The following is a 14,886-nucleotide window of genomic DNA, read 5'->3' as shown; positions in this document are numbered from 1 at the left end:
AAGCACCGATAGAATAGATGTTGCTCCTTGGGTTTTGGGGTGACAGTTTCAGAGCGCACCCTAAATGCAATTTCAATCAACCAGTTACGTCGATTTCCTTTAAAGTCGCCAATGGCGCTTTTTCGCGGATAACCCAATTGAAAGCACCCAACTCAGCTTTCAATGTTGGATGAACAAGCCCGAGCACGCGAAGTTCACTCGCTCCATTGCCTGCGATATTGCCACTCACCCGACTCGCGATATTCAACGTGGTTGTTGATTGATCAACACTCCACCCAATACGATCGCCAGCGATGAAGGCAACTTTCCGGCTGGTGCGGGTCGTAGCAACAGGAACACCCTCCACCAATTCAATAGACGCAAGGCGCTCTGTGTTAAGATGATAGTCATTGATCATCATCAGACCCAACAGGTAATAATAACCAGCATCCTGAGAAAGCCCGGCACGACTGACCTGCGCAACAAGAGCATTCAAGCCACGAACACTCTGCATTTTAGAAAGGCTGGCGACGAAGATAATTTTCTCACCGCGTGTAAGAGAGGTTGCCCTCAGGAAATCCTGTGTCTTCCGCTGGCTGATCCCCATACCACCCAAAGCTTCGCGCATACGCTCATCGGCAACCGTCGGGTTTTCCTTCAACATCACACTGAAATTGGTCGTGGCCAAAACCCCGCTCACCGCAGTGCCAACACCACCTGGAATAAAGACACCGGCCAGATTAGTCAGGCGATTGCTGGTGGCATAGGCCCACGCAGCTCGATCCAGCGCTTCAGAAAGAGGAGGAAAGGTCGTGTAGGGATCCACGTTTACGGAAACAGCAATATGACGGCGAGCCTTGTCCCGTCCCACAACAGCTGCCGCCACAGTCTCAACAGTGGACGGAGCAGAACCGGTCTGCTTGCCTCGCGCAGTCGCACCGGACTTGCCGGTAAGGCTGTTCACAGTCCCGTTGATCAGCAGCCCAACACCATCAGCCGTAGAGCTCAGTGTCTCCTTGGGAGACGTTACAAGGTTGCCAAGGAATGTTAGAGGCGTAGCAACCGCAGTCACGATACCCTCACCAGCTTGCGAAATACTATCCATCTCGCTAAGGGCCTTCAGCGCAGCAAGCTCATTGATCCGCTTGCGCAAAACGCCAGTGCCCGGAATTGTATATGTACCCTTGTTGGTCTTCAACTTGTAAACAAGCAGGGTTCCATTTCTCAGAACCGGCGGGACCACCTCATAATTTCGCCCTTTGGGTACAATCCCTTCCTCCTGCAAGATCTGCGAAAATCCGAGATCTGAAGGTGCAGATTGAGAGGGTGTTGCAACAGCCGCAAGAACAGCAAAAATTGCATTTAAAAGAGAGCAGCGCAGAAGCACATTAACAGTTTGCCCAGTAGACATGAGATACCCGAAATCAAAAAATACTAAAACAGGCGTACAGGGCAAAGATGCTCAGATCAGGGCAGATTTAATTTAATACTCAGGCTTCACAGCCCTGCTCCAAACAAAAAACCGCAAAAGCATTTAGCTCCCGCGGTTTTTCAATATTACGCAAAAATCACAATTGGATTTTAGACTGTCAGTACGGCGGTCACAATGCATGCAGCCAAGAATATGATGCCGGGCACAACATGGGATCTGTTTCCAGAAGCCATGCCGACACCAACACCAATAATTGTCGCAACCGTTGTGATGCTGGCCCAAACAGTGCCAGCCGTCCCACCAAAACCGATCATTGCGATTACCAGAACGAATGTAAGAACTGCAAGAATTCCAACCTTTGAGAAGTTGATGAAGTTCTTGTAGGTCTTTTCGTGTTCCTCATAATCCATAACAGACGTACTCCCGTCAGCCATGAGTCCCCCTCGAAACAAGTAGTTTTCCTAATATCCGTCTTTAACACCACAAGGTCAACCAGCGCAACTTCACTAAGGATGCACCTCGTGATTATCACGCCACAACGGGGATAAACTCAGCTTCTAGGCAACCCACATTACTCCTGTGAGCTCAGACCACACAGCTTCAACTGGTTGCTCTGACGATCAATGAGTGTTTGTTTCTCAAATCCATCTATCTGCGCATTGAACAACTGATGAAAGTTCAGCTCCGCACGCAAATGCAAAAACACCGATCCAAGCCCGATAGCAGCGCGGTCCATAAATACAAAATACCGTGGGATTTTGACCGGCCCCAATTCCTTCAGCGATTGGTGAACCTTAAACGCTTCTCGCCGTCCATAACTCGCGGGAGAAACGCCATCTGCAATTGTTCGCGTTCGGTCACTCAACAAAGGACCAAAGATGAAGCTCGCCCAGATATTAAGCGTCTCTATGAGGTCCTTATTCAACCCCTCAAATCCCCAAATCTCATAGGCAGCGACGACGCGGGCTTGATCACCTTCCAAGAGGCCGTGATAAAGATCGACCACCCCCTGCACAAAATCAGGTGGGAACACCCGCACACACCCATAATCAAGCAGATTCACGCCAGCCGGCTCAGTTCCATCTTCAAAAATGGTGTAGTTTCCCAAATGCGGATCACCATGAATAACCCCGTAATGCGCAAATGGATGCCACCACGCTTTAAACATGATTTTGGCAATTTTATTACGAACTTCCAGCTTCTCCTGTCGGTACGCCAATAAAGGCCGCCCCTCCAACCAGCTCATCGAAAGCAAACGACGGGTTGAAAGCTCTTCACAAATCACGGGAACACGAATTTCTGCGTCCTCGGAAAACACGTTCGCATACAACGCCGCATGACGGGCTTCTCTGCGGTAATCAAGCTCCTCGCGCAGGCGCGCGCCAACTTCCTTGGCAATCTCTGAGGTTTCAATCGCGGGACGAAAGCGGCGATGCAGCGCCAGCAGCATACCAAATTGAGTGAGATCCGCTTCAACAGCGCTATCCATATCCGGGTACTGAAGCTTACAAGCCAACCGATTCCCAGCCAGATCATGCGCGCGATGAACCTGCCCGAGGGATGCCGCGGCTGCAGGCTCCTTCTCGAAATTACCAAACCTACTTTCCCAGTCTGCGCCAAGCTCCGCTCGCATACGCCGCTTTACAAACGCCCACCCCATCGGCGGAGCGTTTGCCTGCAAACTGGCAAGTTCAGCTGCATATTCAGGCGGTACAGCATCCGGGATTGTGGAAAGAAGTTGGGCCACTTTCATCAGCGGCCCTTTCAATTCTCCCAGAGATTCTGCAATGGCAGTCGCGTTCTTCGCCGGGTCTTGATCCCATCCGAACAATTTGCCCGCAGCAAGTTTTGCGGCGATGCCGCTCATATTGCTGCCAACCTTGGCATATCTGCCGATACGGGCCGTTATCCGATTAGCTTCGCGATCACGAGAAGAAGTCATACTGGTTTCCTGTGTCACAGCGCTTTTTAAAGAATAAGCGCACCGCGAAACCTAACAGAAACAGCAGAAAACCCAAGGGTAGTTTTGTGCTTTAGCTAATGACCTCTGCCGGATCTTTCCCACAGGGCCTCTCAGGGAGAGCTGTAGACTTTTGTCCCGTCATCACCATCCTCCACAGCACATTCTTTTTGTACTATGGAGGATCACTTATGCAGCCAGGGGATGTTAGCCCAACTCTTTCATGAAGTGAGCAAATGCGATTAAGCCTTCTGGCCAAGGGCCTTGCCCACTCTCGGAATTGATATGCCCGGTTTCCCCAGCATCTTGCAGGCGTGCATTCCAAAGCGTCGCCAGCTGGTCAGCGCGCTCAAAACTACAAAACGGGTCATTCCGGCTTGCAACGACCTTGGCATGAAATGGCAGCGGGGCTGTTGGAAAGGGCGCAAACCCATGCAACTCTGATGGAATGCAGGAACTGTCATCAACATCTGCAGGGGCCACAAGGTACGCACCCTTCACGAGGTCTTTAAGACGAGGGGCGGCATGAATCACCACAGCAACACCTGCCGAATGTGCCACCAGCACCACAGGCCGCGTCGCCTCTTCAACGGCTTTTACAACCGCTTCAACCCATGCCTCAAGATCAGGTTTGCTCCAGTTTTCCTGTTCAATACGGCGACCAGTAGAAAACTTTGCAACCCAGCGACTTTGCCAATGGTCTGCGTCAGAGCCATGCAGGCCGGGGACAATAAGAATGTCCGCCTCAGAAATCTTCATAGGGTTCCTCAATACGTGGATGTGCCAAACTCTCAAGCAGCTTAATAGGACGAAAGTAACCGGTTTTCAAAGCCCCAGCCCAATCTCCTCGCTGATTACGCTCAGCTTTTCTACTTGCACGGTCCCAATCATAGTTCACCAGTCGCTCTTCAAAGGACCAACGCGTCCCAACCCGCGTCACAATCGTATAACGCGCGTGTGGGCTTCCCACTTCCATGACATGTTTATGTGGTGTGTCATTATCAAACGCTGGCAAGCCAACACTGCCCGCATTCATGACGGTTTGCCCGCTCTCAAGCCACAAAACCCGCGGGATATGCGAATGTCCGCAAACAACCAGCGGATTACAAATGGAGCCCACATGTTCCTGAACATATTCAGGGGACGCCATCCTCGTGCGCCCACCCACCAACTCTTCTGTCAGGTAGATATCGTCTGCACTGGGAGTGCCATGACACAGGAAAATATTTTCCATATGTTCCATATGGCTCGGCAGCTGCTTCAACCATGCTTTGGATTCGTCAGAGAGCAGCGAATAGGCATGTGCATCGCTGGGTGTCATCGGCGAATGCACATGATCAACCAGGTGCCGATCATGGTTTCCGCGAACTGTGAGCCAGTTTTCTGCAATCAGATATTGCGCCGTCTCCTCCGGCCACAACGGCCCGGAAACGCAATCACCAAGGTTGAAAACCAGATCCGGCGATTTGCGCTTAATATCGCGATGAACAGCTTCCAGAGCAGGCAGGTTACCGTGAATATCAGAGATAACCGCAATTCTCATAGCATGACTCCTAGACAACACTGGCCTGATTAAAGACCAAAAGCGACTGTGTTGTCAGCGAGCTTCTCCTAGCAATGTCAAGACATTGCCAAACGGATCATGAAAATGTGCAAGAACTCCGCCCCATTCCTGTTTTTCTGGAGGGGTTGGAAAATCGACACCTTCTTCACAAAGGCGCTCATAGGTATCAACGATATCGTCCACCTGCAGGGATGCACCGAGGAAACGACCGACGTAACCGCGTTCTTCTTCCCCATGAGCCACTTCAATAATCAGCTCGGCATTTTCAAGTTTGACACCAAACGCGCCAAGCTCCGGGCGTTCCCAGATTATTGGAAGCTCAAGCGTGTCACCGTAAAACTCTTTGGCAACAGCCATATCGGTAACGAAAATCCGCAAACCGTAAAGTTTCATTCCGTTCTCCACCAGCTCAACTCCCAAAAAGAAAATACACGTTTCAAAAAAGAATAGAGCACGTCCAGCGAATACAATTCAACCGGACATACTCTAAATATAGTCAGGCCGCTTTAGCTCTCGCCAAAAACACGCTTGAAGATGACATCAACATTCTTGATGTGGTAGCCAAGGTCAAAGCGCTCACGGATTTGTTCTTCGGAAAGATAACCGCGAACATCCTCATCACCGAGCAGCTCACTCAGGAAATCCACTTTGGAATCGCCGGAAACCTGATAGCTGTCCCACACCTTCATCGCATTACGCTGCACAAGGCGGTAGCTGTCTTCACGAGACGCACCAGCCTGTGTCAGTGCAAGCAAAATACGCTGTGAGTGCACCAAACCGCCAAGACGGTTCATGTTACCAAGCATACGCTCTGGGTAAACCATCAGGTTTTCCATCACGTTGGTCATACGAGCCAGCGCGAAATCCAAAGTGACGGTGGCGTCAGGGCCAATCATACGCTCAACGGAGGAGTGGGAAATATCCCGCTCATGCCACAGCGCAACGTTTTCCATTGCAGGCAGCGCAAAGGAGCGAACCATACGTGCCAGACCGGTCAGGTTTTCAGTCAGCACTGGGTTACGCTTATGCGGCATTGCTGAAGAACCCTTCTGGCCTTTGGAGAAGAACTCCTCAGCTTCCAGAACTTCAGTACGCTGCAAATGGCGAACTTCGGTAGAAAGACGCTCAATGGAAGAGGCAACCACACCCAGAACAGAAAAGAACATGGCGTGACGGTCACGCGGAATAACCTGCGTGGAAACCGGCTCTACACTAAGGCCCATCTTTTCAGCAACGTGCTCTTCAACACGCGGGTCAATGTTGGCGAACGTACCAACCGCACCGGAAATCGCGCAGGTCGCAATTTCTTCCCGTGCAATCTCAAGACGTTTTTTATTCCGATCAAACTCAGCATATGCCTGCGCCATCTTCAGACCAAAGGTCACTGGCTCAGCGTGAATACCGTGGGAACGACCGATGGTGACGGTGTCTTTATGCTCAAACGCACGGCGCTTCAAAGCAGCCAGCAGCTTGTCCATGCCAGCAAGCAGCAGATCCGCAGCGCGAACCAGCTGAACGTTGAAACATGTGTCCAGAACGTCAGAGGAGGTCATGCCCTGGTGCACGAAACGTGCATCTGGACCAATAATCTCAGCAAGATGCGTCAGGAACGCTATCACATCGTGCTTGGTTTCCCGCTCGATCTCGTCAATGCGAGCGATATCAAAAGTCGCAGAACCGCCCTTTTCCCAAATGGTCTTTGCAGACTCTTTTGGAATTACACCCAGCTCAGCCAAAGCGTCACACGCGTGCGCCTCAATATCAAACCAGATGCGGAATTTCGTTTCAGGAGACCAAATGGCGACCATCTCTGGACGCGAATAGCGCGGGATCATGCTAGCCCTCGTATGCGTTACAATTCTGTCGCAGGATGTAGCAGGAGAGCCACTCCATAACAATGCCAGAAAGTAGCGGAAATGCTCAAAAATAGCGCTTTCTGCGTAATACCTAGCCACCACACCTTAACTGCAAATTCTTTCAGCAAACGAAAAGATTGCCGCATTCCATTAGGGAACAAGCTCTCAGGATAATCAGCTCTCAACATTAATAGCGAAATAGAAATTATGAGTTTTCAAATGAGAGATTAATATTCAAAGCAGTAATGATTAGGTTTCTTCCAACGCAAACATACCGAGTGACATCAGCTCAAACTGCCGAGGAAATTCCATGAAATCAGTTCTCAAAACCTCCATTGCTCTAGCTCTTGGAACACTCATTGCACTGCCTGCTTTTGCGGCAGACAAAACCGCTGAAGAGATCCGCGCTGACAGAACAACTCGCTTCGCAGCTCAAACTCAGATCACCACTGTTGATGGTGTCGCTCAATACCCGAAAGGCTATCAAGGCACCGCAAAACGCAGTGTTCAAGAAGATCCGTTTTTGTCACCTGAAAACTCGATGTTGATCCTCATTGATTACCAACCGCCTATCCTTCAAGGCGTCAATAACATTGATCATAAAGACCTGATCAACAACGCCACTGGCCTTATCAAAACTGCCGTAATTTATGATATTCCGATCATATTCAGCCACGTTGCAGTGGGCTTGAATGGCTATGCACCCATGATTGACGAATTAAAGAAACTGGCTCCAAATGCCACGTTCATTGACCGCACAAACGTGAATGCCTGGGAAGAGCCGGAATTCGTAAAAGCAGTCGAGGCAACTGGCCGGAAAAAGCTCATCATGGGCGGCCTTTGGACCGATGTCTGCCTGGCCTACCCAGCCATTGAAGCAGAGCGCGAAGGCTACGATGTGTACGTCCCAGAAGACGTTGTTGGCAGCTTCACCCAGACATCCCACGAAAATGGCATGCGCAGAATGATTGCCGCTGGTGTTGAACCAATCACATGGAACGTGGTTCCCGCAGAATTCCAGCGCGACCACGCTCGTACCGACAAACTTCAGGCTATAACTCGCGTGTTCATGGAATACCTGTTCAAGTTGGACCCGGATGCAACCTGGCAGTAACTCAAAAACCAACAGGGCCCGCCTCACACCAAGGCGGGCTAAAGCTTTTGCAAGATCCACTCCAAACCCCGGCGATAATCTGCAACCCGCAAGCCCGGCACCTCTCCCGCATCACCACAATGCGCTGCAACACTCATCGCAAATCCGTGGGTGTAATCCGCAATCAGGTTCACAACGGTCTCCACCTCTTCTTTCTCCGAAAGGGTAGATTGCACATAGTTGCGAATATGGTCCGTCAACGCATGCAGGCGCGAAGGCATCAAGCTCGTATCCGCCAAAATGCTCTGCATGAGAGCTGGATGAGCAATGACCCTTGAGCAATAATCCTCAAGCACATAAATCAGTGCACCGCTGCCTTCCAAAGCGTCAGGTGCATGACCAACCCCATGATAGGTCTGCTCAACCAACTGCTGAAACAACTCTCTGCGCGTTCCCACATGGTGCTTAATCGCCATGGCTGTCACACCTAGGCCTGCAGCCAGTCCTCTAAATGTGACAGCGCCTTCACCACCCTCATCAAGAAGGATCAAGGCTTGCTCGAATATCTGGACTTTGCTGAGATTGCCTTTTGATTTCGCCGGACGCCCCATCCTCAACCGTCCACTGCGGTGGCTAAACGATAATGACTTTGCACCAGCCCAGAGTTGAAGGTCCGGCTTGAGACCAGTTCAAGATCAATATCCGCTGCAATTTCTCCAAACAGCCGCAAACCAGCACCAATCAAAATGGGGATCTGAGTAAGAACGATATCGTCCACCAAGCCTGCACGGATAAAGGACTGAACCACTTTGCCACCATCCACATAGGCATGGCTCCAACCCTCGGCCTCAAGCTCCTTCATCACCTGAGCAGGATCGGAGGCCGTCACACGCACCTTTCCCTTTAATGCGTCCGGCACATCTGCTCGCGTCAGAGTTTTACTCAAGACAACGACGGGCTTTTTGTAGGGCCAGTTTTCAAAGCCGAGCACAGCTTCATAAGACCCGCGCCCCATAACGATCCCATCCATTCGCCCGACGAATTCGTCATATCCATGATCCTCACCTTCAATTGACTGCTTCATCAACCAATCCAAGGCGTGATCTTCCCGCGCAACAAACCCGTCTAAGGTCGTCGCGATAAAAACGTGCCCAGTCGCCATACCACCGCTCCAAATTCAACAATTATACATCGTATAATAAAATCAATAGGAATGCGCAAGCAGCAAACACATCACCATGGATGCCAACTGAAAACCGCAGAGATAACTTGGCAACACCCCACTGAGCCGCCATAATCAATTCTTGGTATTCGACGTTATTTCTTGAGGGGGAAATCACATGCAACTGGGCGCATTTTCAATCAGCCTAACGGTAAAAGACATCAAGGCATCCATCGCCTTCTATCAAAAACTCGGCTTCAATTGCGACCCCGCCTGCGATGGCACAAGCGGCTGGGCAATCTTGAAAAACGGCGAGACAATCATCGGCTTGTTTCAGGGAATGTTTGAAAAGAACATGCTCACCTTCAACCCCGGCTGGGATCAGGATGCAAAGACAGTTGACGACTTCACCGACGTTCGCGACCTGCAAAAGCGCTTGAAAGCTGACGGCATCGAGATCCACGGCCCCGAAGCCGATGAGGCAACCTCAGGCCCAGCGAGCTTCACAGTGATCGACCCAGACGGCAACCCAATCCTGATTGATCAGCATCGGTAGAGGAAAAAGGTAGAAACTTTGAGCGTAGCTCGTGACTTTATTGTCCATTTCTCTTGCCGTATCTACTGATACTAGAGCCCTATAACTTATTGGAAGTCGCTCTTTTTGCATTTCAAACAACACCTACCACTGACGACTCAACTGCTGGCAAATTCCACTCGAGAACGCGGGACTAAACAAAATCAAAAATTCAACAGTTCTCAAGCATCAAACTCTTCGGATAAACTTGTTTTAGTAATGTATGAAGTAAGATGTTTTGCTAAAAACACAGACACCTCATTTGCAATTTCAGGGGTTAAAACTTGTCCTTTGCACAAACCAAACTTCTCACACACTTCAAGGAGCAAATTCTGCACCATTTTTTCTTCAGACTTCCTATTAGCATGAAGCCTCAGATTTTCTACCTTTGACACTGCAGCTTCAAAAGCAGGGGGCAAAAACTCCCAATCTGCGTTAATCCACTCGTAATTTATAAGCGCGCGCTTTCCTTCAAAGAGATCCCAATGAGAGGGCTCGATTGGGTTGGAAATCAAGCAACTGATACGATCAGGAATGCCTCCGTTTTCACAAAGAACTATGCGCCACCCAATCGCTGCAAACAGTCGGAAATAACCAAAGACACGACCAGCAGCATCACTACCCACCCAAATTAGATTCGGATTACCACCATACAAGTCAGGAAGTTCAGGAAGCGGGCGAGCATCAATTTTCACCAAAACGCCTGGATCTTCAGGTTTGTCTCCATTCCAAATAAACTGTCGGATATCATCATACCTTGAAGTTAAAACTTCTTCATTCCCTACACAATTCGCCCACAACACCAAAGCAGCCTTCGCCATTGCTTGCTGAGATTGTTCATGCCCGAAAGCTATATCTTGGCGTATAGCAGGACCTGGTAGAATCGCTAACTTCAAGCCACTTTTGAGTTCCTTTTTTAGAAGTTCAATTGCAGTTTCTGAAAGCTTCCGGGTCTTAACTATTTTCCTCGCAGCTCCATCTATTAATCGTTCAGCATGTTTCTTGTCTCTAGCGTTAACTTGCACCGAAACTGAATTACTCTGAAAATTTATTTCCAAGGGATTCTTCGGTTGCAAAACAGGAACCATACCCGGCAACAAATCAAATCTTTGCCCCTCAGCTTCTACAGCATGGACAGGGGGAGCGTCATCTCCGTCACCCGCCTTTAGATCACAAAAGCTCCGAATAGGCCGAACAGATTCGGCAAGATCTTGGTCCGGCCCAATCCCCATTTTGTGATTACAATCTGGACACAAAACATTATGAACAGTCTTTCGCCCACCTAAAGCATTCAAAAGCACATGCTCAGGTTTGGTCTGTATTGGAATATCCAATAAACATAGAATGCATTTTGACATAAGATTATGCTTCAGTAAAAAAAATGGCCGATAAAATTCGGGCCGTTGCTATTAAATTTGGATGTATCTGCTCTTAGTGATTTGTAGATCATAAGACCACTTCGTCTCCAAGCAAAAAAGGGCGCCCAACCGAGCGCCCCTCTCAAAATCACCAGTACATTCAGGTGAATTAACCTGCGTTGTCCATCTCTTCCAACTCATCAATCAAACGCTCAATCACGGCCAGACCTTTTTGCCAGAAGGCCGGATCCGTTGCATCCAGACCAAACGGAGCCAGAAGCTCGCTGTGGTGCTTGGTGCCGCCAGCTTTCAGCAGATCAAAGTACTTCTGCTGGAACCCTTCCTCAGCTTCCTCGTAAACCGCATATAGCGAGTTCACCAGACAATCACCAAAGGCATAGGCGTAAACATAGAACGGTGAGTGGATGAAATGCGGAATGTAGGTCCAGTAGTTCTCATAGCCACCTTCCAGATCAATCGCATCACCAAGGCTCTCTTCCTGAATTCCCATCCAGATCGCTGAGAGCTGTTCAGCTGTCAGTTCGCCTTCCTTGCGCAGCTCATGGACCTGTCGCTCAAACGTGTAGAACGCAATCTGCCGAACAACGGTGTTCAGCATGTCCTCCACCTTGCCCGCGATCATGATCTGACGCTTTTCAGGTGTTTCCGCGTTCGCCAGCAAATCCTTAAAGGTCAGCATCTCGCCAAACACAGAGGCAGTCTCTGCCAGTGTCAATGGAGTCGGAGCCATCAGCGCGCCATTAGGAGCAGCCAGCACCTGATGCACACCATGCCCAAGCTCGTGGGCAAGTGTCATCACATCACGGATTTTGCCCTGATAGTTCACCAGCACAAACGGATGCGCACTAGGAACAGTGGGATGTGCAAATGCACCCGGAGATTTACCCGGACGCGCAGGGGCATCAATCCAGTTTTTATCAAAGAACTGCTCAGCAATCCCAGAAAGCTCAGGCGAGAACTTGGAGTATGCGTTCAACACCGTGCTCTTTGCTTCTTCCCACGGAATTTCACGATTATCCGCCTGCGGTAGCGGTGCATTGCGGTCCCAGAAGTGCATTTTCTCAACACCAAGCCATTTGGCTTTCATCGCGTAATAACGATGAGAAAGACGCGGATAGGCATCGCGAACAGCATCAACCAGCGCATCCACCACGTCGCGTTCAACGCGGTTGGCAAGGTGACGGCTATCCGCAATATCATCAAAGTTATGCCAGCGGTCGTAGGTGTCTTTGTCTTTCGCCAAAGTGTTGGTGATCAGCGTGAACACACTCAGGTTTTTCGCAAAAGTCTTGGAAAGTGCAGCAGCGGCCTTGCTGCGGTTCTCACCATCAGAATCCTGCAACAGGTTCAATGTCTGCTCAATGGAAAGCTCTTCTCCATCAATTTCATAACGCGACCCAGAGATAGTCTCGTCAAACAAGCGGTTCCATGCAGCAGCACCTGTCACATGCTTTTCGTGGAACAGTTGCTCAATCTCTTCACTCCGCTCATGCGGGCGCTCTTTGCGCAGCTCCTCCAACCATGGGCGGAAATAGGCAAGTTTTTCAGAGGCCAATGCATTGTCAAGCACAGCATCCTCAATCTTGTTCATCTCCAACGTAAAGAACAACAGATGCAGGCTGGCGGTCGTCAGTTTTTCCTGCACATCGCCATAAAACTTCTGCCGCGCTGGGTCTGTGGTATCACCGGTGTAGGTGAGACCGGCAAAGGAGCCGATACGCCCCATAAGATCTTCGATCACTTCATAACGGCTGATGATGCCCGCAAGCTCATCACCGGAGCGACCCGCAATCTCTGCAAGCTTGCCTTTAAACTCAGTTTCAAACTGCTCGGCCAAATCTTTGGCCTTCACCATGTCTACATCAATTTCTGGCGCATCCATGGAGCTGTAAAAGACTGAGAGATCCCATTCAGGCAAATCGCCCAGGGAAGAGCTGGCTGCTGTTGCCTCTGCATTCTGGAATGCAGCAGAAAATGGAAAGGCGTGCTTAACGTTCATATTAGCGTCCGCTTATGGGATGGCTCATAGCCAAAAAGAAAAAGATCAGAATCCGCAAAACCCGGCTCTGCATCACATATGTTAAATATGCGGGCATTCCTTACACATGCAATGCTGTGTTTTAACAAGATCCCCAAAATGAGGGGGCAATTTGTTTACTAAATTGGATGCAGGATGACCTGAATTGGCACACATTGCATTATTGCCCCATTGTTTTGAAGGGATTCCACATGTCACAGCGTATTTTGATCGTAGATGACGACCCAGTTCAACGCCGCCTTTTGGAAGCGGCAGTGAAACGGTTTGGCTACAGATCCAAAAGCTGTGTTGATGGCCGCGAAGCTCTAAATATCCTCACGGGAACTGCACAATCAGAGGTCGATCTGGTAATTTTGGACCTGATGATGCCTGAGGTGGATGGCATAGATGTTCTAAAACAAACGCGGGCAGCCAAAAACCCGGTTCCAGTCATCGTGCAAACGGCCAATGGCAGCATTGAAACCGTGATTGAAGCCATGCGTGCTGGTGCGCAGGATTTTGTTGTAAAACCAAGCCGCCCAGAACGCCTGCAAGTCTCCATTACAAACCTGCTCAAGGTTGCCACGCTGGAAGGTGAAATCAGCCGCATCCGCAAGCGATCCGAAGGCACCCTGACGTTCGACAACATCGTCACCCGGTCCGAGCCGATGGAACGCGTGTTGCGTTTAGGAGAAAGAGCCGCCTCCTCCAACATTCCAATCCTGATTGAAGGTGAATCCGGCGTCGGAAAAGAACTGATCGCCCGTGCTATCCAAGGCTCCAGCGAGCGCCGTTCCAAGCCGTTTATCACAGTCAACTGTGGTGCAATTCCCGATCATCTGGTGGAATCCATCCTCTTCGGTCACGAAAAGGGAGCTTTCACTGGTGCCGTCGAAAAGCATATGGGTAAATTTCAGGAGGCCAATGGCGGCACTCTCTTCTTAGACGAAGTCGGCGAACTACCGATGGACGTGCAAGTTAAGCTCCTCCGCGCGTTGCAAGAAGGTGAAGTGGACCCTGTTGGCGCACGCAAGCCAATCAAAGTCGATTTCCGCCTGATCTCCGCCACCAATCGGCGTTTGATTGATCAGGTGAAAGAGGGAAAATTCCGCGAGGATCTTTATTACCGCCTCAACGTCTTCCCGATCTGGGTTCCACCTTTGCGGGACCGTAGTGAAGACATTCCAGAACTCACGCGGCACTTCCTCGCACGCTTTGCAGCAGAGGAAAGCAAGCCGCAAGTCGCTGGCATAACCGCAGACACGTTAACATTGCTTAAGAAGTATGAATGGCCTGGTAACATTCGCCAGCTAGAAAACGCTGTTTTCCGCGCAGTTGTCTTGTGCGATGGTCCGAGCCTCACTTGTGTAGACTTTCCGCAGATCGCTCAGGCGACTGAAAGTTCAATGGGTTACGTCAGTTCCCCATCGACACAAGTGCGCAAGTCAGAGCCAGACGTCTTTTCCTCGACAAGTAGTGTAACGAGTAAGTGGGAGGAGCACCAGGATCAGCAGTTTTTTCAGGCCGAAGCGGTTTCCGCCTTCGATGCCGAACAACCTCCCTTTGGATATATGCGCACATTGGACGGAGAAGGCCATGCGCGCACCTTAAGCGGAGTGGAAGAAGAAATGATCCGTACCGCTATCTCCCATTACGGTGGCCGTATGACAGAGGTTGCGAAGCGTTTGGGCATCGGACGCTCTACGCTATATCGTAAACTCAAAGAATACGGCTTAGAAGAAACGCCAGAAAAGAAAGCAGCACACTAAAAAAACCGTGGGTTTAAGGTCTAATCACTCAACCTTGAATTTAAAACGAGGGCTATTCGTGCTAACTCAAGGCCCATTAGTGTATCTGCGTAATAATTATA

At 50.0% G+C, this 14,886-nt stretch carries 14 protein-coding genes; 3 read left to right on the top strand and 11 right to left on the bottom strand.

The window, feature by feature from the left end:
- Positions 1–76: 76 nt before the first annotated feature.
- From BLS62_RS22105 to purB, 7 genes are all read right to left on the bottom strand, one after another.
- Entirely contained in the window at positions 77–1,390 is a 1,314-nt protein-coding gene (locus BLS62_RS22105; RefSeq protein WP_093186129.1) for a hypothetical protein, read from the bottom strand.
- A 170-nt stretch (positions 1,391–1,560) separates the two neighbouring features.
- Complete coding sequence (locus BLS62_RS22100) at positions 1,561–1,845, bottom strand: aa3-type cytochrome c oxidase subunit IV (RefSeq protein ID WP_208991027.1); 285 nt, start codon at positions 1,843–1,845, stop codon at positions 1,561–1,563.
- 137 nt (positions 1,846–1,982) lie between these two features.
- Positions 1,983–3,353: an ABC1 kinase family protein gene (locus BLS62_RS22095; protein WP_093186125.1), complete on the bottom strand. Its 1,371-nt coding sequence runs from the start codon at positions 3,351–3,353 to the stop codon at positions 1,983–1,985.
- A 225-nt stretch (positions 3,354–3,578) separates the two neighbouring features.
- A complete protein-coding gene (locus BLS62_RS22090; protein WP_093186122.1) occupies positions 3,579–4,130 on the bottom strand; it encodes an RBBP9/YdeN family alpha/beta hydrolase in 552 nt (183 codons plus the stop codon).
- Entirely contained in the window at positions 4,117–4,914 is a 798-nt protein-coding gene (locus BLS62_RS22085) for a metallophosphoesterase family protein (RefSeq protein WP_093186119.1), read from the bottom strand. The genes BLS62_RS22090 and BLS62_RS22085 overlap by 14 nt, the downstream gene beginning before the upstream one ends.
- Before the next feature lie 54 nt (positions 4,915–4,968).
- Complete coding sequence (locus BLS62_RS22080; RefSeq protein WP_093186116.1) at positions 4,969–5,328, bottom strand: VOC family protein; 360 nt, start codon at positions 5,326–5,328, stop codon at positions 4,969–4,971.
- A gap of 113 nt (positions 5,329–5,441) precedes the next feature.
- Positions 5,442–6,770, bottom strand: coding sequence for an adenylosuccinate lyase (gene purB / locus BLS62_RS22075; protein ID WP_093186113.1), 1,329 nt, complete (start codon positions 6,768–6,770; stop codon positions 5,442–5,444).
- Between the two features lie 331 nt (positions 6,771–7,101).
- Between purB and BLS62_RS22070 the strand changes: the two genes are divergently transcribed.
- A complete protein-coding gene (locus tag BLS62_RS22070) occupies positions 7,102–7,905 on the top strand; it encodes a hydrolase (protein ID WP_093186110.1) in 804 nt (267 codons plus the stop codon).
- A 38-nt stretch (positions 7,906–7,943) separates the two neighbouring features.
- Here BLS62_RS22070 and BLS62_RS22065 read toward each other — a convergent pair whose 3' ends face one another.
- Positions 7,944–8,495, bottom strand: coding sequence for a TetR/AcrR family transcriptional regulator (locus BLS62_RS22065; RefSeq protein ID WP_093186106.1), 552 nt, complete (start codon positions 8,493–8,495; stop codon positions 7,944–7,946).
- A gap of 2 nt (positions 8,496–8,497) precedes the next feature.
- Positions 8,498–9,046, bottom strand: coding sequence for a dihydrofolate reductase family protein (locus BLS62_RS22060; RefSeq protein ID WP_093186103.1), 549 nt, complete (start codon positions 9,044–9,046; stop codon positions 8,498–8,500).
- 178 nt (positions 9,047–9,224) lie between these two features.
- Between BLS62_RS22060 and BLS62_RS22055 the strand changes: the two genes are divergently transcribed.
- Positions 9,225–9,602: a VOC family protein gene (locus BLS62_RS22055; protein WP_093186100.1), complete on the top strand. Its 378-nt coding sequence runs from the start codon at positions 9,225–9,227 to the stop codon at positions 9,600–9,602.
- A 200-nt stretch (positions 9,603–9,802) separates the two neighbouring features.
- On the opposite strand, the gene BLS62_RS22050 is transcribed toward BLS62_RS22055, so the two are convergent.
- Positions 9,803–10,978, bottom strand: coding sequence for an HNH endonuclease (locus BLS62_RS22050; protein WP_093186097.1), 1,176 nt, complete (start codon positions 10,976–10,978; stop codon positions 9,803–9,805).
- Positions 10,979–11,147: 169 nt separating this feature from the next.
- Positions 11,148–12,998 (bottom strand): M3 family oligoendopeptidase, encoded by a 1,851-nt coding sequence (locus tag BLS62_RS22045; RefSeq protein ID WP_093186093.1) that lies wholly within the window; start codon positions 12,996–12,998, stop codon positions 11,148–11,150.
- A gap of 230 nt (positions 12,999–13,228) precedes the next feature.
- Here BLS62_RS22045 and BLS62_RS22040 point away from each other — a divergent pair, with 230 nt between their 5' ends.
- Positions 13,229–14,785: a sigma-54-dependent transcriptional regulator gene (locus tag BLS62_RS22040; protein WP_093186089.1), complete on the top strand. Its 1,557-nt coding sequence runs from the start codon at positions 13,229–13,231 to the stop codon at positions 14,783–14,785.
- Positions 14,786–14,886: the final 101 nt, after the last annotated feature.

Origin of the sequence: Pseudovibrio sp. Tun.PSC04-5.I4, from assembly GCF_900104145.1 — a bacterium.
Taxonomy (GTDB): Bacteria; Pseudomonadota; Alphaproteobacteria; order Rhizobiales; family Stappiaceae; genus Pseudovibrio.
The sequence above is the reverse complement of the archived record's forward strand: the minus strand, read 5'-3'. Positions and strand labels throughout refer to the sequence as shown.

Coding starts and splice junctions, on each gene's coding strand:
- BLS62_RS22095 (WP_093186125.1), bottom strand. CDS start 3,353: ATGACTTCTTCTCGTGATCGCGAAGCTAATCGGATAACGGCCCGTATC.
- BLS62_RS22040 (WP_093186089.1), top strand. CDS start 13,229: ATGTCACAGCGTATTTTGATCGTAGATGACGACCCAGTTCAACGCCGC.
- BLS62_RS22080 (WP_093186116.1), bottom strand. CDS start 5,328: ATGAAACTTTACGGTTTGCGGATTTTCGTTACCGATATGGCTGTTGCC.
- BLS62_RS22055 (WP_093186100.1), top strand. CDS start 9,225: ATGCAACTGGGCGCATTTTCAATCAGCCTAACGGTAAAAGACATCAAG.
- BLS62_RS22070 (WP_093186110.1), top strand. CDS start 7,102: ATGAAATCAGTTCTCAAAACCTCCATTGCTCTAGCTCTTGGAACACTC.
- BLS62_RS22085 (WP_093186119.1), bottom strand. CDS start 4,914: ATGAGAATTGCGGTTATCTCTGATATTCACGGTAACCTGCCTGCTCTG.
- BLS62_RS22050 (WP_093186097.1), bottom strand. CDS start 10,978: ATGTCAAAATGCATTCTATGTTTATTGGATATTCCAATACAGACCAAA.
- purB (WP_093186113.1), bottom strand. CDS start 6,770: ATGATCCCGCGCTATTCGCGTCCAGAGATGGTCGCCATTTGGTCTCCT.
- BLS62_RS22100 (WP_208991027.1), bottom strand. CDS start 1,845: ATGGCTGACGGGAGTACGTCTGTTATGGATTATGAGGAACACGAAAAG.
- BLS62_RS22105 (WP_093186129.1), bottom strand. CDS start 1,390: ATGTCTACTGGGCAAACTGTTAATGTGCTTCTGCGCTGCTCTCTTTTA.
- BLS62_RS22065 (WP_093186106.1), bottom strand. CDS start 8,495: ATGGGGCGTCCGGCGAAATCAAAAGGCAATCTCAGCAAAGTCCAGATA.
- BLS62_RS22090 (WP_093186122.1), bottom strand. CDS start 4,130: ATGAAGATTTCTGAGGCGGACATTCTTATTGTCCCCGGCCTGCATGGC.
- BLS62_RS22060 (WP_093186103.1), bottom strand. CDS start 9,046: ATGGCGACTGGGCACGTTTTTATCGCGACGACCTTAGACGGGTTTGTT.
- BLS62_RS22045 (WP_093186093.1), bottom strand. CDS start 12,998: ATGAACGTTAAGCACGCCTTTCCATTTTCTGCTGCATTCCAGAATGCA.